Here is an 18,631-nt window from a genome sequence, read left to right as displayed (position 1 = left end):
TCACGGTCGTGGCCGTTGACACGGCCGAAAGTCCCAGAGAAGTCCCAGAGGGCTCCATCGGGCGTGTTCGTGGGCTCTCGCCCAGCCCCGCTCTACTCCTGTTGCGTCAGCCCGGGGCCCAGGAACGGACTGGGGTTGCCATGCCAGAAGACATCCACGCTGTCCCGAGCCCTGGTGGCTGCCACGAACAGCAGGGATCGAGCACGCTGGATCTCATGGCGATATCGTGCTGGATCGCTTGTGCGCAGCCGGCTCACCGCATCGCGGGGCACCAGGCCGTCCGAGACTCCCGCGATGATCATTCGCTGGTACTCGAGTCCCTTGAACCGGAACATCGTACCGATGTGCACTCCACCGTTCCCCTGCGGACCATCGGCACGGATTTCCACCGGTCGAATGCCATGCGAGGCGAGCGTGTAGCCAATCTCGGCGGCCATCTGGTTCGTCGGCACGCAGATGGCGATCTGTTCGTGGGGAATGCGTAGGTCAGGGTCTCCGTCCCATTCCTCGATGAGAGCAGCGATGCCTTCACGCTCTGTGCCCCAATCCGGGAACGAGTGGCCTGAAGGCTGCCGTCCGCTGAGCACGGACCGGTAGCCGGCGAGCGTCTCCTTGTCGCCGTCGAGGTCGTCGTAGTCCGTCTCGCCCAGCACGTCGAGCGCGGAGCGAAGAATCTGTCGTGTCGTGCGGTAGCTCAGGCTCAGCTTCGACGAGCGCCCGCGGATGTTGATGCCCAGGCTGCCGAGCGTCACCTGGTTCTTGTAGATACGCTGATGGGTGTCGCCGACAAGAAACAGGTCGTCCGTTTCCCGAGGGGCCATCGCACGTAGCATCTTCCAGTGCGCTGGGCGCAGATCCTGGGCCTCGTCCACCACGATGTGTCGATACCGAAAGCGCAGCCAGCCGCCCGATCCGTCCTGGAGGTGGATGTTGTCGAGACCGCCGGCCTCCCCCCGCTGACGTGCGATGGAGAGAATCCGCTGTTCGCGTCCCATCTCCAGACGGGCGGCGCGCTCGGCGACCTGGTCCCACGTCTGACGTCCGAGTCGGTCCAGACGCTGGGTGAAACGTTCCGCGAGCTGCCAGATCTCGGCGCGTTCACCGCGAGTGATGTTCCGGCCGCGTCCGGCACGCCGGGCACGGAAGTAGTCGGTGCGTGTGGCGACTGCCTGCCCCAGGATCACCTGGGTCCATTCGTCGTGCAGGAACTCGGGGTCCCAGCCTTCCTGCCCCAGTTCGTCCAGCAGGGCCCGCCATTCCCGTACGGCCTGGCTGTCGTCCATCACCTGCTTGCCGCTGCCCGGTTCGGCTTCGCGCACGATGCGCAGTGCCAGCTGGTCGACGTGGCTGACCTCGACACAGGCCAGCAGCTCTTCGCCGCCCAGTTCCAGCAACCGGGACCGGAGATCCGCGGCGAGGTTCTTGTTGTAGGTGGTCAGCAGGATAGGCTTGTTGCGACCAGGCGGCAGCTGCCCCGCCAGGTGACGCACCCGGTGCAGGGCGACGATGGTCTTGCCCGTGCCGGGCCCCCCGCCGACCCGGGCGGGGCCTGAGTAACGCCGTTCCACGAGCTTGGCCTGCGTAGGGTGGAGGAAGACCTTCCAGCGGCTGAAGTCGCCGCCCTCCAGGGCCTCTCGGAGCGCCTCGTCGGATGTGGTGACGACCGTCGCCGGACGCTGTGCCGCGGCCTGGAAATCGTCGGGGTCGACCGGCTCGGCGACGGCGACGGGTGCGGTCACGTGGTCGAGGACGTCGTCGTACGGCTTGCCGTCGAAGAGTGCGAGCAGTACTTCGCCCGTGAGCTGGGGCGCGTACTCGACCAAGCCCAGCAGCTGGTCCTCGGTGGTGAGCGTCCGGATGACCGGGAGCAGCGGTTCGGCGACTCCGAGCGCCGACAGCTGGGTATCGGACCAGGCCGCGAAGAGTTCCTGGGGCGTGGCCGCTTCCGGCGCGGCCGTCGCGGTGGCGGGCGGCGCGGGAAGCCGGCGAAGGATGCTTTCCTCCACGACTTCCAGGTCGACGTACTCGATACCACCGGTGACCTGGTTGACCTGAGCCGACAGTCGGTCGTAGACGTCCTTGCGGTGTTTGACGGAGACGATCAGCCAGTCGTCTTCGGCGAGCCGGATCAGCAGGGCCCGGTAGTCGTCGCTGATGCGCGCCGACCACAGTCTGCTGCCTCCCTTGAGCTGCTGAAGCTTGAGACCGGTGGTGTGCGGGTTGGCCTTGAACTTGTGCTGGAAGTCGAAGAAGGCGCCCTTGACCGTGCGAGGGAGCTTGAGGATCTCCTTGTCGGCCTTGTCGAGCAGGCGCAGCGTCACGCCCGAGGCGGTCATCGTGTGTGCTCCCCGTCACTGGTGCTGTCGTGGTTCGTGTCCTGGTCTCGTCCGAGCAGCCGGGCGACCAGCTCCGCAGCGTCCCACGCCGTCGCGGTTCGGACGTCCCAGCCAGCTGCCGTGAACGCCTTGTCCCTGTCCGTGGCCTCGTGGTCGGGCTCCGGACCGTCGTCCTTGGCGGCGAGGACCACGCCGACGCGGGCCGTGGGCCAGGCCAGTTCGGCCTGCCATCCCCGCTCGTCGAGTTCGTAGCCGTCCTCGGGCGCCGGTACCCCGGAGTCGGCCAGGGCCGTGGCAAGCGCGGCGAGGCCGGCCTCGTCAGGATCAAGGTATTCGAGGACCGGGTCCCAGCCCGGGTCCCGGCCGGCGGCCGGGGACGTGGAGTCCTCGGCCACAGCGCTTTCCGGTGTGCCGTCCCGGACGGCACCGACCTCCGCAGCGGCCGCCTCGGCCGCGACCGGTGCGGGTGCCTCACGGGTGATCTCGGTGCGGGTGGACGGCAGCCAGCCCTCGCCGCCGGTCACGGTCAGCACCTCGGGGGCGAAGCCGTCGAGCAGGCTGGTAGTGAGCTGGGCGCTGTCGCCGCCGCCGTGGTCCAGGAACTGCAGCACGTTGCTCCAGTACAACCATGCCCGCCAACGACGCCGGTGGGCGCGTGCGTCAGCCATGGCCTCGGCGCTGTCGTCTAGGATCGTCAGACCGGTCCACACGGGCGGGGTACGCCTGCCGTCCGCAGCCAGGACGAGCCGGCAGCCGGAGGCGTCGGATCCGTACACCAGCCGGACCGGTCCCGCTGCTCCCGTCGCTGCTCCGCCACGCAACGCCGACAGAAGGGCCGGCCCGAGGCCGTCGGCCCCCAGGGCGGCGCCACGGGCACCGGCCGCGCCGCTGAGTCCTGCGGCGGCGGCTTCGGCCCGCCGCTGCCAGCGCGAGGCGTCGGGCGAACGCAAGTACGCGAGCAGGAGCCGGGAGGGGTTCACCCAGACGGCATCGGACAGTTCGCCGGGCAGCCCTCCGCCGATACGGCTGTAGTAGTCACGTGCCCGGTTCTGTGCTTCTGCCGGGTAGGGCTCCCAGACCGGGTCGGCCGGGCCCGCCCCTGCATACCCCATGTCCTGTACCCGCGCACGCCACTCCTTGACGTCGTCGTACGTCAGCTGGAAGACCCGCAGTCCCTCGCTGCGCAGACAAGTCCGTTTCGTGGCGTCATCGGCCAGCCGGTTGTGCGCGGGAGTCGCGTGATAGGCGTAGCCGTCGAGGTACACGGCGACGCGCGGGCTGGGCGCGTCGAGGCGTTCGAGGAGTATGTCGGGCCGTGTGCCGTCCAGCGCACGTTGTTGCGAGACGCGCCAGCTCACGGTCGCCCCGTCGTCTCCTGTCAGCCGCAGGTCGAGCGCGTACGTACCGGCCGATGTGGCGTACGTGTCAGCGGTGGCCCCGGACTCGGTCAGCTTCGCCCATTCCTGGAGTGTGTCGATGAACAGGATTTCGAGGTCGCTCTCGGCCTGCCGCTCCAGCGGGATGTGCCGGGTCGTCGCGACGGGCGCTGTCCGCCAGCGCGAACCGTCCTCGCCGAGCAGGTCCTCCAGCATCTGCCGCACCTCGTTGCGGCTGACCTTGTCGTAGTCGCCCGCCGGCACGCGACGCAGAAGACACTGGTGGCAGCCGTCCAGTCCCTTCTCGCGGCAGGCGCAGCCCTCGATGACGTCCCGCGCCTTGAGCAGCACGTCCCGGAATCCGTCGGCGGACGCGAGCCGGTGCAGGTAGCCGGTGCCTCCCGGAAGGCGGTCGTAGACCACGAGGAACCGTCGCGGCCAGTCGGAGCCGTCGGCGCCCGCGTGGTCGGGCATCGTCGCCTCGGCGATGTCGATGTGGTCGGGATCGCCGCCGTACTGTGCCGCGATGCCCGCGAAAAGGGCGGCCGTGAACGATGCCAGCCGTTCCTTGGCGCGGGCCATGGAGGCGGGCAGCAGGATGCGTACCGCTTCCGTGGTCAGCTCGTGCGCGAGCAGCAGCGGTACGTCCTCCCCCTTGCCCTGCTGCTCGGCCGATCCGGCCCCGAAGGCGCCCTTGATCCGGCGGCGCGGACACCACAGCAGGTGATGGGCGGCGGGCGCAGTACTTGCCGCGCCGGAGTCCGTCAGCGCATGCTGGGGTATGTCCACGACAGGGCGCCCCTCGGCCGTCGCGCCACCGCAACTGGTGCACACATAGAAGGGGTTGAGCCGCACGTCCACGCTGGCGAGGGGCACGGTGCTGCTGCCCTCTTCGCGGTCGAGACCCAGGTTGAAGGTACGGATCTTCGCCTGCCGCGTGAAGTCCACCCCGAACACGGCCGTTTCGTGCCGCCAGGATCCGGGGGGGATCCGCTCCGGATCGATGTCGACCGTTGTCAGCACCGCGTAGTGCCGGCGGTCCCGCTCGTCGCGGTCGTCACGCACCCGGGCGTCGTCCCGCTTGTCGCGCGAGACGACGCGTCGGGGCTGGAGCACATGCTGCACGCAGCCCGCGTCGGCGATCTCCCGCCCTCCGCAGCGAGGGCACGGACTGGTGTCCTTCTTGGCATTGTGCGTACGGGCGTACCCGCATCCCGGGCAGAGTCGCCACTCCGCCCAGGCACGGCGGTCCGGGGTGCCGACGTCGAGGGCGCGCACGACGTGCCGATAGCCGTTGACGTAGAAGCTGTTCCCGGGAGCCAGTTCCGTCAGGGCCAGCTTGCGGGACCGCTCGTAGTCCCTCGTCTCGCTGCGGTACACCCGCTTGGCCGGGTCTCCGGCCGAGCCCTCCGACCGGGCGTCCTCCTCGTCGTCCGGTGTTTCCGCCCAGTACAGCGTCGCCTCCAGCTGGGTGGTGGTGTCGGTGAGGCTGTAGTTCGGCAGTAGACCGAGTTCCACCAGGGTGCCGTGTGCGCTCGACTGGCTCAGTTCCCTCAGCAGATCCCCGGCGCTGCGCCGCTCGGCGAGCAGCTCCCGGCGTTCGCGGTCCTGCACGGCGTCCGTACGGACCAGATGCTCGGCGGCATCGTCGATCGCCGCGATCCTGCGGCGGAGCTCCTCACGTCGCCCGGTCCAGTCCTCCTCCGCCTCCTGCAGCGCCCGGACGATGCCACCCGTGGCGTACGCCCTGAGTTCCTCCGCCGCGTAGGCCGACACACCACCTTCGGAGTCGTCCGCGCCGCTGCCGGCCGGGAACAGTTCGAGGAACTTCTCGACCAGTGAGGCACCGTGGGCCTGCGCGGCGTCCGCCAAGTCCTGACACCAGCCCGTGGTGCCGAACAGAGCGGACGACAACCGGGGGACAGGTGGCAGGACTTCGCCGTCGGACGTCCTCAGCTCGCCGCGAGCCGCCAGATCCAGCAGCCGTGCCGTGTACTGACGGCGCAGGATCTCCACGGCCGACAGATAGCAGCCGGGAGGCAGGATCGTCCCCGCGATCATCTCGCGCGGCTGGTCCAGGTAGTACAGATCGCGAGCGCGGCGCCCGCCGAAGGCGACCACCAGCGCATTGCCCGTACGACGTCCCGCTCGGCCCGCCCGCTGGACGTAGTTGGCGGGGCCCTTGGGCAGGGAGCCGAGCAGAACGGCGGACAGTTCCCCGATGTCGATGCCGAGTTCCAGCGTGGGGGTGCACGACAGCACGTTCGGGTCGGTGTAGTGCGTGCCCGCCCTGAAGCTGCGTTCGACCCGCTCGCGCTCGGGTCTGCTGAGCATGCCCGTGTGTTCTGCGGTGACCACGCGGAACGTCCCGCCGGTCAGATAGAGGCGGCGGTAGTAGTCGCCGGTGTAGTCCCGCTCGCGGACCGTCGGGCCGAGCCCGGAGGTGCTGGCGCCGCTGCGCGGCGTGCCCGGCTGGGGAGCGGTCAGCAGTCCCTTGCACCGGTAGCGAGGGCACGGGTGCCCGTACCAGCGGGTGCGGCGCTCCGGCGCCACCACCTGCTGCCAGCCGCAGTCCTCACAGCTGACGAAGGCCTTGTTGACGGCGGCGTCGTCGAGCAGCCGGGCCTCGATGTGCCCCGGCTGGAGACCGTAGAGCCGCGTCTGCCGGTCACGGGTGGTGCGCACCGCGAGCACCCGCTCGTCGGCGAGGGCGGGCAGCAGCCGCCGCAGGTACTCGGTGGCACCTGCGGCGTCCAGACCCAGACAGCGACGGGTCCAGTCCTGGTACCAGCCCAGACGCCCGGTGACCGTGTCGAACTCGGACTTGTCCTTCTGCCCGTCCAGAAGGAAGCGGGGAGGAGCGACACCCTCGGGGAACGCGGGCATGCCGTCCGGCCTGCGACCGGAGATGAGGTACCGGTTGGTACCGGCTTCCTTCATCCAGGTGTCGAGCCAGCGGTGATGCACCGCGCCGCGCAACCGCAGGCGTTCCAGAAGGCCGCGGACATAGGCGAGGTAGCGGTCGGACGTGGGCAGTGCGCCCGTGACAAGGAGCTGGCCCGGCAGGGACAGATGGATGTCGCGGGCGAGAGCCGTGACGCGGTCGGGCTCTGCGACCACCACCTCGGCCGCGGCGGTCCGTGTGAGTTCCAGGGTGCGCCCCATGCGGCTGCGCAGTCCGAACTCCATGACGGTGGCGAAGGCGAGACGCTCGCCGATCAGCTTCCATGTCCGCGCGTCGCCGGTTCCGCGTCCCGAGAGGAGGCGGTCGACCCCCGGTTCGTCATGGAGGTCGGGAGGCACGACGGCAGCCAGTGCCTCGGGATCGTCCACCGATTCCAGTACGTACCCGATCAGGTCGTTGAGCGCGGTCGGGACACCCGACTCGTCCAGGTTGTGGGCGAGCAGCGAGCGCAGCGAGAACTTGTACGAGGCGTTCGCGACATATCCGGCCCGGTGAGCCGCGTCCTGGGTGGAGTCGTTGAAGAGCAGCGTCTTGCGCTCTTCCGGTACGAGCGCGAGGTCGCCGCCCGTGAACAGCTGGGTGACGGTCGCCGAGGCGAGCGCCGCCTGCGCGGTACCGAGGAAGCGGATGCTGTTGTCGGTGTGACAGGCCGGGCAGCGGTCGTCCTTGGCGGCCCGGTCGGCCGACTTCTTGTCGAGCACAGCCAGGGCGAACCAGGCGTCGATCAGCTCGCCCGCGTCCGACGGTGTCGGCAGCCGGTACGTGCCCTGCCCGCCGTCCAGCACCACCACAGACAGAGGGACGACCCCGCTGCCGTCCGAAGGCCGTGCGCCGGTCACCGCGTCGAGCGTCTGCTGCCGCTCGCTCTGCGTGGCGGCGATGAAGTAGCGGATGAGCCTTTTGTCCCGGCCCACGGCGGCCCGCCAGATCCGGTCCTGCGCCATGACCAGCCGCTGGGGATCCGCCTCGGGCGACAGGGCCGCCCAGCCGGAGCGACCGCAGCTGCGGCAGTACACGGCGGGCAGATGTACCTCGGCGGGCCGGACCGCGGTGTCGGCCCCGGGCAGCGGCTGCGGCCGTGCGGAGGACGACGGCCAGCCGCCGGACGATCCGTCGGACTCCTCGTCGGTGGCCGGAGCGGCGTGCAGAGCGGCACGGCGGGCCGCGGTGCGGTCGTCCTCGTACCAGCGGAACTCCGGGGAGGACCCGACACCGCGCAGCACACGGGTGACGGGCCGGACCCACAGGTGTGCCTCGATGTGCAGCAGCGGCCGCGGCCGGCGCTCGTCCGATTCCGGGTCCCGCGCTGCCGACAGCAGGGCGACGAACCGGGACAGCGCCTGTAGGGCGAGCTGCGGATTCTCTCGTGCCGTGCGTCCCCACGCGTACCCGAAGCGGGCCAGCCGGTCCCGCAGCCCCCACTCGTCCAGTGGCTCACCGCCGAGCAGCGACAGCACGCCGTGGGTGAAGTCATGGCGCTTGAGCAGCCGCCCGATGCGGAACGCGTCGAGGCCGGAGCGGCCGAGCAGCCGCGCGGCCAGCCTGTCCAGGTCCAGCAGTTCGGGCTGGGCCTCGACGCCGGGCCCGCCCGAGAACTCGATGACCTCCTGCGGCGTCGGTGGTTCGGGGAGCTCGTAGTCCACGGCGCCCGTGAACTCTTCGGCCGACATCCGTTCCTCACCGATCACGGCGTCGGCAGGGAAGGGCATTCCGAACGCCCGGGACGCCACATCGAGGATGCCGCCGGCCTCCTTGCCCGGCGCGCCCTCACCCAGGGTCGCCGACGTCGCCACCGGGCAGATCGACCCGAGCGGCCTGCCCGGCTGCGAAGCACCCGTCGCTGCGGCCAGCCGCCGCAGCAGCATGGCCACATCGGTACCTTGCGCGCCGTCGTACGTGTGGAACTCGTCCAGTACGACGTACGTGAGGTCAGCGCCCTCCCACAGTGAACGGTCCTCGCCCCGCTGGAGCAGCAGGTCGAGCATCTTGTAGTTCGTGATCAGCAGGTCCGGCGGCGATACGCGCATCTCCTCGCGCCGCGTCATCACGCGGCGGAAATCGGTGTCGGGCCGGTCACCGATGTACAGGCCGGCCGTGACCTGCGCCAGCTCCGGTCGAGCCAGGTAGTCGCCGATGCGGCTCGCCTGATCGGTGGCGAGGGCGTTCATCGGATACAGCAGGACAGCCTTGACGCCCCGGTGGCCCTGGGCGCGCTGCCGGCGGCAGTGGTCGAGCACCGGGACGAGGAACGACTCCGTCTTGCCTGATCCCGTGCCTGTGGTCACGAGGGTTGGCCGAGCCGGCCCGTGCAGCGTGGACAGGCGTGCCCATGCCTCGGCCTGATGCCGGTACGGGGTGAAGCCGGGGAACCCGGCCGTCCACTCCAGCTCCCGCTGCCAGCCGTCGTCGGCCACGTGGAACGGTGTCCTGATTCGGAGGTACGGCCCTCGGAAGATCCCGGTCTCGGGGTGCCCGAGGAAGCGCTCCAGGGCGCGCCGGGTGTCCTCGTCGGCGAGGGCGTACGTCGTCGTGAGGTACTGCGTCAGACTGCCGCGCAACTGGGCGGCGGCCATGGTGGGCTTCACGACGGTCCCCTCTGTCTTGCCGATGCCACGATGATCCGTACCACCGTATAGAGCTTCCTGCGTTCTCGGTGAGCTGGGGCTATGCCGCCTCGCGCCAGGCCGCGATGTCCTTCGCGAAGTCCAGGAAGGAGCGATTGTTGCCGGCCGGTTTGGGAGACACGTGGCCACCCTTGACGGCCTTCTCCATGATCTTGGGCGCGTGTGATTCCAGGTAGCCGGGCCTCGTGAGCTGCTTCTTGAGGTGCTCCTTGGCCTTCTCCAGCTTGGCGAGGTCGCGGCGACAGTCCGCCTCCCGGAGCTTCCAGCCGGGATGGAGCGCGGTGAAAGCCTTGGGAAACAGCATGAGCCAGGCCTCGATCTCATAGGCGGCCAGTGCCAGAGCCGAGGGGGTGCCCTTGAAGACGCCGTCCATCTCTTCGCGGAGGCGACGGCGCAGGGTGTCGTAGAAGTCGTCGGCGACGCCGTCGAGGTCGGCATGTATCACGATGCCGGCCAGCTCCGCCGTGTCGGCGATACCCGTGGCGTGCTTCTTGATCTCCTGGAGCCGCGGATGGAGTGTGGTATGGGCCCGAGCGAGGCGGATGGGCTTCTTCAACATGCGCACCTCGGGGCACTCGCCCGGGTGCAGGGCGGGCACCAGGTGCTGGAGGACCTTGCGGTCGTAGTCTCCTTCTCCGGCCACCACGATGACCGAGCGACGTCGGCGGGACGGCTTGGATCCGCGGCTCACAGGCCACCTCCCAGGGCTCCGGAGTACCAGAGCTCACCGATCGGCTCATACTCGGCTTTCTCGATGATCCGCTGGATGTCCTTGGGACGGCGTGCGGGGATGACCGATGCGCCGCTGTCGCGGCGCTCGCAGACGACGAGCTCCTCCGGGTACAGGTCGTTGAGGACGACGAGCGAATGGGTGGTCACCAGGAACTGGCCGCGGGCGCTCGCCTCGCGGAGCCGGCCGACGAGGAGGCTGAGGGCATGCGGGTGGATGCCGTGGTCGATCTCCTCGATACAGGTCAGCAGCGGTGGCTCAGGATCGTGGAAGAGCGCCAGCATGCACAGGATGCGGACGGTGCCCCAGGAGGCTTCGGTCAGCCGCGTGCGCCCACGGAGGCCGTCCTCCTCCAGCTCCACCGCAAGGCGACCGGCCACACCCGGCACGTCCACGAGATGGATGTCCCGGATCTGCGGAACCACCGTCCGGACATCCTCCAGGAGCATCGCCCAGGCTTCCCCGTGGTCCTTGAGCGTTTTGAGGAAATCGGCGAGGTTGGAGGCGTCGTTCTCCAGGCGGCCGCCGGACTCGGTGATCCCCCAGGGTTTGCGGGCGGCACGGACGTCAGGATCGAAGACGCGGATCTGCCGGAGGTGACGCGTCAGAGCATCGGCGGCCGCTGCGGAGGACGGGAAACCGGAGACGTCCCATGGCTGGTGCAAGCCGGATGCCATGCGTCTGACAGCCAGCGACAGGCGCGAGTTTTCGGCCTCCGACGGGTTTGTGAGGGTCATGCGGTCGCCCGCGCACTCGACCGAGGTGGGTGCTCCGGCCTCGGGGTGTTGAGTGAACCGCTCGCGTCGGTACGTGGTGTGGCTCTGACGGGACCCTTCCGGCAGCCGGGGGCGATCGATTCGGAGCTCGTACCGGTCGGGCTCGTCCTCCGAGGCGAAGTCCGACCAGATGCCCTCGATGCCGACCGATATCCGTGACACCGGCTTCGGGCCCCCGCGGAAGGCCAGCACGTCGAACCCGCCCTGGGCGTCCAGCGCCGCTTCGATCCCCTCGCGGGACACGTCGCCGAGGAAGTTCAAGGCGTGCAGGACGTTCGACTTGCCCGCGGCATTGGGGCCGACCATGACCGTCAGAGGGCCTATCGGAAGCTTCACGTCCGTCAGGGTGCGGAAGTTCCGGACCGTCAGTCCGAGAATCCGATGGTTCACAACGCGGGCCCAATCGTGGTGCAGCCGGCCGCAGAGCGGCCGAAGTCGACAAGCGGTGCCACGGCAGACGCACGTCATGTACGTGCAGACCTCGTGGGGTTCGGCTGCCGAGCTTCACGAACAGTACCTCGCTGGTCACAGCGCTACCAGGTTCTGGAACATTCCAGCCATGAAGGCTGAAAAGGCGTCATTACGTGCGGCAACGATGCGGCGGATCCTGAAGCACAAGGAGGAACAACGAGGAAAGGCGCGAGCGAAGAGGACGCAGGCAGAGCCGAGGGGGAGCCGCCATGTCCGGACCGCTGTACGTTCCCGTTCTGCCCGCGAAGCCGCACGCCCGCCAGGCGTACCGCCAACTGAGTCTCTCCGTACAAGCGGCCGTCATGCCGCTGTGGAATCTTCCGCCCCGAGTGGGCCAGCACCCTGATGCACTCGCCCTGGGTGTGCGAAAGGACCTGTGGGGCGTGAGACGGATTCACCGTCATCATCCGGCCTGGATCGATGCCCCGTTCGCCGACGAGGCACAGCTGTCGGTGCTGGCCGACGTGTTGTCCACCGACGCCGACGTGAGTCCGCTGCGCCCGGTGACGGGTCCCGACCGTTCCGCGACGCATCAGGCCGCGATGCTCGAGCACGCCCGGTCCACCGGAAACGGGCTCGCCATACGCGTCATGATGCCCGGCGAGTGGGACGACCTTCTCGATCATGCCGTCCGTGGCCTGGTCGCGCGCGTCGATTCCGCCGTCGAGGCGGACCTCCTGCTCGACCTGGGTGCCGTCCGTGCCGACCGGACCGAGGCGGCGAAGGAGTCCCTGCGCGCGCTCGAAGCCCTGATGCCGCTGATTCCCTGGCGAACGGCCGCTGTCCTGGGTGGTGGCTTTCCCGCGGTGACCGCCCGGCTCGTGGAACACGGCACGGCCGTGGAGCCACGCTGGGACTGGCACGTGTGGCGAGATCTGAACCGCAGCACCCGCGAGTTCGTCCGCGGGCTCGCGTACGGTGACTACGGCATCGAGTCGACCCAGGGCATCGCTCGCGGGCCCTCCTCCGGCCACGGCGGCCCGCCCTGGGGCGTACTGTGCTACACCACCGACGAGGCGTTTGTCCTCCTGAAGGTCCCGACAGGAGGGCCCGACCGGACCGACGCCATCCGGACCGCCGCGCGGGAAGTGCTCGCGCTGCCGGGCTTCCGCGGTGCGGGGGCCAGCGCGGGTGAGACCTGGCTGCGCGACTGCGCGCACGGGCAGGGTCCCAAAGGCACCGGAAACGCCGCGGTCTGGCTGCAGGCGGGCAACGTCCAACACATGACGTACGTCGTCCGGAGCCTGCAACCCTGACCGTGTCGTGGTGCCGGCTCAGACGAAGAGCGGCTCCAGCATCGCCTCGCCGGCCAGGATCCGCCACGCCGGCACGCGGACCGTCCGCGTCACCGGTCCGGGTTTCGCCCCGGCCCCGCCGGACGGCAGCCCGGGCAGCAGGTCGCCCCGCGCGTGTGTCAACCGCAGATGGCGGGCCGGTTCCAGCCCGTGTTCGGGGCCGGTGTCGATGAGGACCGCGGTGTTCGCCCCGTCTGCGGTGAACAGCAGGTCGACGGTGTGCCCGCCGACCACCGCCTCGCGCTCCAGATCGGTGAGGCCGCGGCGACCGAGGTAGTCCTGGAGCCGGTCCGTGAGCTCCTCATGGAAGCCGCTCCGGATCTTCGCGCCGAAGGCGGTGCCGGTCCCGTCCACCGTGGCCCCCGCGCCCAGGACCTTCGACCGCTCCGCGAGGAGCGCCGGAAGCCCCGCCCGTCCCTGCCAGAAGGCATGGCTGCCCACCGTGATCAGCTGCGACTTGGCCCGCGTGACGGCAACGTTCCAGAGGTTGACCTCGCTCGCCACCCAGTGCGTCGTACGGGGAGGGGTGTTGCCGGTCGCCACCGGGCTGAGGACCATGACGTCCCGCTGTCCGCCCTGGAAGGCGTGCACGGTACCGACCCGGACACGGTCGTCGTCCGCCCACACCCGTGCCAGCGTCTCCTTCTGGGCACGGAACGGCGTCACGACGCCCACCGTCGCGTCTTCCGGAAGCCGCGCGAGCAGCTCGTCCACCGTCTCCCGCACCTGTGCGGCCTCCGCCGGATTCCGCCAGGACCGACCTCCCGGGCCCAGCGCAGACGCTCCGTGCGGCACGTCGACCCAGCCCAGCGCGGGAGCAGGATCGCTCAGCCCGACCGGATCGAGCGCCGGGAACTGCCTCCTGACGTCGGTGAGGACCTGCAACTGCCCTGCGTAGCAGTAGCCGTTGACGACGTCGGCGATCGCCGGGTGGCACCGGTAGTGCTCGTCGAGCAGCAGTGCCGCCTCGCCGTGCTGCGCCGCCGCGTGATACGAGGCGTACACGTGGTACGTGAGCCGGTGATCCTCCAGCTGCGCCGCGCTCAGCCCCGCCCGTACGCGGGCCTGCCGCTCCTGCTCCGCCGTGATCCCGGGAATGTGGCCGAGCTGCATCGGATCACCGATGATCAGCGCCCGCTTCGCCCGGAAAAGCAGCGGCAGCACCGCCGGGATCGAACACTGGCTGGCCTCGTCGATGACGACGAGGTCGAAGAGCTCCGGGGCCAGCTCCAGCTGGCGGACCGAGTGTGTGCTGATGGCCCAGCCCTTCAGATGGGCCATCAGGTTGCGCTGGCTCTTGCGGAAGTTGGAGCGCTGACGCAGGGCCTGGAGCCGCTGGGCCATCAGCGACCGGCCACGGGCTATCGCCTCGGCGGCCACGGCCCGGGCCAGCTCGCCCGAGGTCTCCGACAATCCCGCCCGGCTCTCCAGACGCGCCTGCTTCAGCGCCTCCTCGTTCAGGGCGAGATGCCCCGGTACGAGGCTCCTGAGCATTCCTTCCACCGCCGCGACCTCCGCCAGGGCGAGCAGGAGCTCGGGCGGTACCGGCCGTTCCGTGGCCCAGGCTGGCCAGACCCCCGCCCCGGTCTCACCTACCGAGGCGACGAACGCGGCCAGGGCCCGCCCTCTGCGCCACCTGCCGAAGGAGAACCAGCCGGCGCCGGCGGCCCGCCGCGCCCGTTCCTCCCAGCCGGCGAGCGCGGCGGTTCCGCCTTCGGCCCATGCCCGGTCCAGCAGCTCCACCGGTAGCAGGAGCTCGTCCGCCTGGCGCGCACGTTCCCGCAGCAGCTCCAGCAACTGCGCCTCCTCGCCGATCAGCCGCGCTGCCTCGGCCTCGTGCGCGGCGGCGCGGGCGTGCCGGTTCCTGAGGTCGCCCGCCACGGTCGACGCACTTCGCGCCGGGCCCTCGTCCGGCTGGGAGAGCAGCCGCTTGAGCTTCGCGGCCTCGGCCTCCAGGGCCTCCTTGTTCCCCGTCCGCATGAGCAGCCCGGGGGAGATCGCGTCGCAGCGCTCGGCCACCACGTTCACGGCCTCGTTGTTCGTGGACGCGACGAGGACGGACTGTCCGGCGGTGACCGCGGTGGCGACCACCGCCGCCACCACCTCGCTCTTCCCGGTGCCGGGCGGCCCGGTAGAGACGGTGAGCGGCCGGGTCATCGCGGACGTGATCACCTGCGCCTGGCTCTCGTTGCAGGGCCCGGGGGAGACCACGACCGGCGCGCCACGCCCCAGGGTTCCGCCGTCGCCACCACCGGTCAGAAGCGTGTCCAGTGCGGTGCCGGAGATCTGGGCGGTGCGCGTGGACATCTGGAGCAGGTTCTCCACGAGGCCCGCAGTGGCGGTCCGCTCAAGGCCTGACGGTGCGAGGAGGACGGCGGCGTTGTGGGCACCCGGACGCAGCGAGTCCATGACGGAACGGTCACTGAGCGAGGACAGGTCGAGCGGTTCCAGCTCCGGGAGTTCGAGCCGCGTCAGGAGTTCCCGCACCGCCTTGAGCATCTGGGCGGCGTTTCCCTCCTGCCAGGTCGGCTGCCAGCGGGCGAGCAGCTCGGCCGCCTCTTCGTCCTCCAGCAGTTCCGTGAGCACGCCGCTGTGCGGGAAGGGCACGCCGCTCGGTCGCAGTTGGTCGATACCGTTCTCGTCCGGTGCCAGCTCCATCGGCTGGATGAGCAACGGCGCGATGCGCACCGCGGCCCGACGCCCGCCGCTACCACCGCGCTCGGGCAGGGTGACGGCCGGGTACCCGTACCAGTACTCCTGCAGCGCGGCCTCGTCGACCTTCGCACCGGTGCTCTTCGGCTTGGGCAGCTGGGCAGGGGCGCGAAGACCGGACTCCAGCCCGGACTGAATCGTCTCCGACCCCTGCCCCAGCAGGAAGTACGCGGAACCCCGGCCGCTGTCTCGGTCGGGCAGCATGCCCGACGCGGCCTGTGCCCCCAGACAGTGCGCGTAGTACCGCAGGAGGCGCTGCCAGTCGACGCCGTCCTGCGCGTCCTGAGCGGCGAGGCTGCGTGCCTTCAGCAGCGCCGAGGAGGGCGGGGACCCGCCCTCGGTGAAGTCCTTTGGCGGGTCGGGGAGCTGGACGGATCGCGCCACCGAGCGGGCCAGGGGCAGGGTGTGCGTCGCGCGGATGGTGGACTTCGTGGGCCGCTGCTCCTCGGGCACCCCGTTCCGGACCATCTGCGCGGTCAGGTACTCGAAGAGGTCGTCCGGCGTGATCCAGCCGCTGTCCTTGATCCGCCCGCTGCGCAGCCCCTCGACGATCTCACCGGTGAACCGGGAGGTGCCGAGCGACGACCCGGCCGGCGCCATCGCCGAGGCGGCCTGGAGGGCGTCCGATGCGGTGATGAAGTACACGCCGGTCGGTCGCAGGAGCGTGCTAGGAACGGGCCGTTCGCCGCCGTCGGACGCCCCCTTGGCCGTCCAGCCCTGGACGACGGAGCCGCTGGAGCAGCAGTCGAGCAGCACGACCTTCGAGGCGGCCCGGCAGGACTGGAGCATCCGCTCCAGAAACTCCGCCGGCACGGCGGTGCCCGGCAGGTCGTCCGGATCGGCGTCCCGCGTGAGGAAGTACAGTTGCCCGTCGGTCTCGCAGAACTCCCCGTGTCCGCTGAAGTAGAGCAGCGCCGTCTCGCTGGCCCGCCGCTCCTCCAGGAACTCCTCGATGGCGTGCAGCATCTCCGCGCGCGTCGGCTCCGCGACCATCGCGCAGTCGTTGTACATGCCGATCTCGGTGTTCTCCAGTACCGCCTGCATGTAGTGCAGATCCGCCCGCACAGCCGGCAGATCGTGGTAGCGGTCGCTGTCGTAGGTGGATACGCCGATGAGCATGGCGTACCGGTCGTTGTCGCTCACGCCGCGCCCGGCCCGTCCTGCTCGCCGCCCTCGTTCGCCTGGCCCTCGCTTCCGTTGAGGAACCGCTCGATCTGCGCATCGTCCGCACGGGCCTGCTTGCCGGAAATCGTCAGCGTCGCCCCGTCGGGCCTCGTGACGACGATGGTCCGCTGGGGAACGCGGGCCAGCCAGATCTGAATGGCCGCGGCGGCCAGGGAGCCGCCGCTGAACGCCAGGCCGAGCAGGTCGGCGACCGGCCCGCCCTTGACGGTCTCGGTCTCGCTGGTGCCCGCGGGGCGGGCCGGCACGTCGAGCGCGGCCTGCGGGTTGGTCTCGGCGAGAGCGGCGAGCAGCTCACGGGCTTCGCGCCGGGCGCGCAGCGGATCCTCGTCGAGGATGGAGATGCGGTAGCCGGCGGCCGGGTCGGTGTGGGTGGTGCTCACGTTCGCTGTCTCCCTCTTGGCTCCCCCGTGCGGTGCACACACTGCACACACGGACGGACGACGCTAGCGGCACGCACGGACAGGCCGTCGGTCCGTTTCCGAAACCTGCTGGTCATTGGCGTGAAAGACACAGTTTTGCCCAGACGGTCTTCCCGGGAGCGCCCACGCGCGGCGCCACCGCCCACCGACTCGCCAGCCGCGCCACGACGAGCAGCCCGCGCCCCGACTCGGCGTCTCCGGGTGGCTCGGGGGAGGAGAGCAGCGGTACGCGTTCGGTACGGGTGTCGGTGACCTCGATACGGAGGATGTCGGCCGAGCCGGTGAGCCGGAGGTGGAAGTCCCGGTCGGCGACGTGACCGTGGCGCACGGCGTTGCTGGTGAGTTCGGCGGTGATCAGCGGCAGTGTCTCGTTGATGGTGGAGGTGTAGGGGTGACCCCATGTGTCGAGGCGGTGGGAGACGAGCTGGCGGGCGAGGCGGGCTCCGCGAGGTGAGGACGTGAAGCGCATGGAGAACTCAAGGGCCGCTGGTGCGGGGGAAGTTTCGCTGTTCATGGAACACGGGCTGGCGGGCGCCGCTTACGCTGAGTAAGACGCGAAGCGCTTACAGAGGGTAGCGGTAGGCGACGTGTCGGTGCCCGTAAGCGGCGCGGAGCGTGACGGCCGACGCGGAGCGGCGTTGGCCGGTGGAGAGGTGACGCGGGCATGAACGAATCCACCCAGCAGCCGGACGACGGCGACGCGTCGCCGGACCCCGGTTCGGGCATTCTGCGCCTCTTTGGCCGCCAGTTGAAACGGTTCCGGATGCGGGCGGGGTTGGAGCGGGCGGAGTTCGGAGCGAGGCTGGGGTACTCCGCGTCGACGATCGCGGCATACAAACAGGGGCGGAGGGTGCCGCCGCCCCGCTTCATCGACCAGGCGGACGAGTTGCTGGACGCTGGTGAGGTCCTGAAGGAGATGAAGGAGGAGGTGGCGCGGGCGCAGTATCCGGCGTTCTTCCGGGACGCGGCGAAGTTGGAGGCGGAGGCGGTTGAGCTTCACGTGTACGACACGCATGTCGTCAACGGCCTCTTGCAGACCGAGGAGTACGCCAGGGCGATCTTCGCCGTGAGGCGACCGCTTCTGGACGAGGAAACGATCGACGAGCGGGTGCAGGCCCGCTTGGCGAGGCAGAACGTCTTCGCTCGACAGCCGTTGCCGACCATCAGCTTCGTGATCGAAGAGTCGGTACTCACGCGACCGCTCGGTGGCGGGGGCGTGATGCGAGGGTAGTTGAAGCACCTTCTGCTCTGCGGCCAGCGGCGCAACGTGGAGATCCAGGTGATGCCGAACGGGCGGGAAGAGCACGCCAGACTGGCTGGCCCCTTCACCCTGATCGAAACGGTCGAGGGCAGGAGGATTGCCTACGTGGAGGCGTACAAGCACAGTCGTCTCTACACGGAGCGGAAGTCTGTCCGGGAGCTTGAAGAGCGGTACGGCCTTCTCCGAGCCCAGGCCCTCACTCCGCGTGAATCGCTGGAACTCGTTGAGAAGTTGCTTGGAGCGACATGAACAATGCAACGCGTGACCCGATCGTGCCGGACCTTCACTGGGCCAAGAGCAGCTACAGCAGTGGCGAGGGCGGGTAGTGCGTCGAGGTGGCTGAACGCCTGGGCTGCGTCCATGTAGGGACTCCAAGGACACGAACCGCCCTGGCCTCGTCGCCGACGCATCTGCCTGGGCTGCGTTTGTCGGCTTCGCAAGCCGGTAGAGCTGCAAGGTGGCTGCCCCGGACCTCGAAGGG

The 18,631-nt window shown here is 69.8% G+C and carries 9 protein-coding genes and 1 pseudogene; 3 read left to right on the top strand and 7 right to left on the bottom strand.

All coding sequences use genetic code 11. The annotated features are described in order from the left end of the window. Positions 1-92: 92 nt before the first annotated feature. The 4 genes from ACH4FX_RS34500 to ACH4FX_RS34485 form a co-directional block, all read right to left on the bottom strand. Positions 93-2,336, bottom strand: coding sequence for a UvrD-helicase domain-containing protein (locus ACH4FX_RS34500; protein WP_398485391.1), 2,244 nt, complete (start codon positions 2,334-2,336; stop codon positions 93-95). Next, on the bottom strand, positions 2,333-9,262 hold the full coding sequence (locus ACH4FX_RS34495) for a DEAD/DEAH box helicase (protein ID WP_398485390.1): 6,930 nt from the start codon (positions 9,260-9,262) through the stop codon (positions 2,333-2,335). Before ACH4FX_RS34495 ends, ACH4FX_RS34500 begins: the two co-directional genes overlap by 4 nt. Positions 9,263-9,341: 79 nt before the next feature. Beyond that, positions 9,342-9,992, bottom strand: a complete 651-nt coding sequence (locus ACH4FX_RS34490) for a hypothetical protein (protein WP_398485389.1) — start codon at positions 9,990-9,992, stop codon at positions 9,342-9,344. Next, positions 9,989-11,197: an AAA family ATPase gene (locus ACH4FX_RS34485; protein WP_398485388.1), complete on the bottom strand. Its 1,209-nt coding sequence runs from the start codon at positions 11,195-11,197 to the stop codon at positions 9,989-9,991. Before ACH4FX_RS34485 ends, ACH4FX_RS34490 begins: the two co-directional genes overlap by 4 nt. Before the next feature lie 290 nt (positions 11,198-11,487). On the opposite strand from ACH4FX_RS34485, the gene ACH4FX_RS34480 reads away from it, so the two are divergent. Then, positions 11,488-12,534: a beta family protein gene (locus ACH4FX_RS34480; protein WP_398485387.1), complete on the top strand. Its 1,047-nt coding sequence runs from the start codon at positions 11,488-11,490 to the stop codon at positions 12,532-12,534. Positions 12,535-12,552: 18 nt separating this feature from the next. On the opposite strand, the gene ACH4FX_RS34475 is transcribed toward ACH4FX_RS34480, so the two are convergent. The 3 genes from ACH4FX_RS34475 to ACH4FX_RS34465 all read right to left on the bottom strand — a co-directional run bounded on the left by ACH4FX_RS34475 (position 12,553) and on the right by ACH4FX_RS34465 (position 17,403). Then, entirely contained in the window at positions 12,553-16,428 is a 3,876-nt protein-coding gene (locus tag ACH4FX_RS34475) for an AAA domain-containing protein (protein ID WP_398485386.1), read from the bottom strand. After that, positions 16,425-16,850, bottom strand: a complete 426-nt coding sequence (locus ACH4FX_RS34470; RefSeq protein ID WP_398485385.1) for a hypothetical protein — start codon at positions 16,848-16,850, stop codon at positions 16,425-16,427. Before ACH4FX_RS34470 ends, ACH4FX_RS34475 begins: the two co-directional genes overlap by 4 nt. 112 nt (positions 16,851-16,962) lie before the next feature. Beyond that, the gene (locus tag ACH4FX_RS34465; protein WP_398485384.1) at positions 16,963-17,403 is read right to left on the bottom strand and encodes an ATP-binding protein; all 441 of its coding nucleotides are present in this window, start codon (positions 17,401-17,403) and stop codon (positions 16,963-16,965) included. 150 nt (positions 17,404-17,553) lie between these two features. Here ACH4FX_RS34465 and ACH4FX_RS34460 point away from each other — a divergent pair. Together ACH4FX_RS34460 and ACH4FX_RS34455 are read left to right on the top strand one after the other, a co-directional pair. Beyond that, positions 17,554-18,399, top strand: a pseudogene (locus ACH4FX_RS34460) (helix-turn-helix domain-containing protein). Positions 18,400-18,502: 103 nt separating this feature from the next. Continuing rightward, on the top strand, positions 18,503-18,598 hold the full coding sequence (locus tag ACH4FX_RS34455) for a DUF397 domain-containing protein (RefSeq protein ID WP_398485411.1): 96 nt from the start codon (positions 18,503-18,505) through the stop codon (positions 18,596-18,598). Positions 18,599-18,631: the final 33 nt, after the last annotated feature.

Source organism: Streptomyces sp. NPDC018019, assembly GCF_044327805.1.
Taxonomy (GTDB): Bacteria; Actinomycetota; Actinomycetes; order Streptomycetales; family Streptomycetaceae; genus Streptomyces.
The sequence above is the reverse complement of the archived record's forward strand: the minus strand, read 5'-3'. Positions and strand labels throughout refer to the sequence as shown.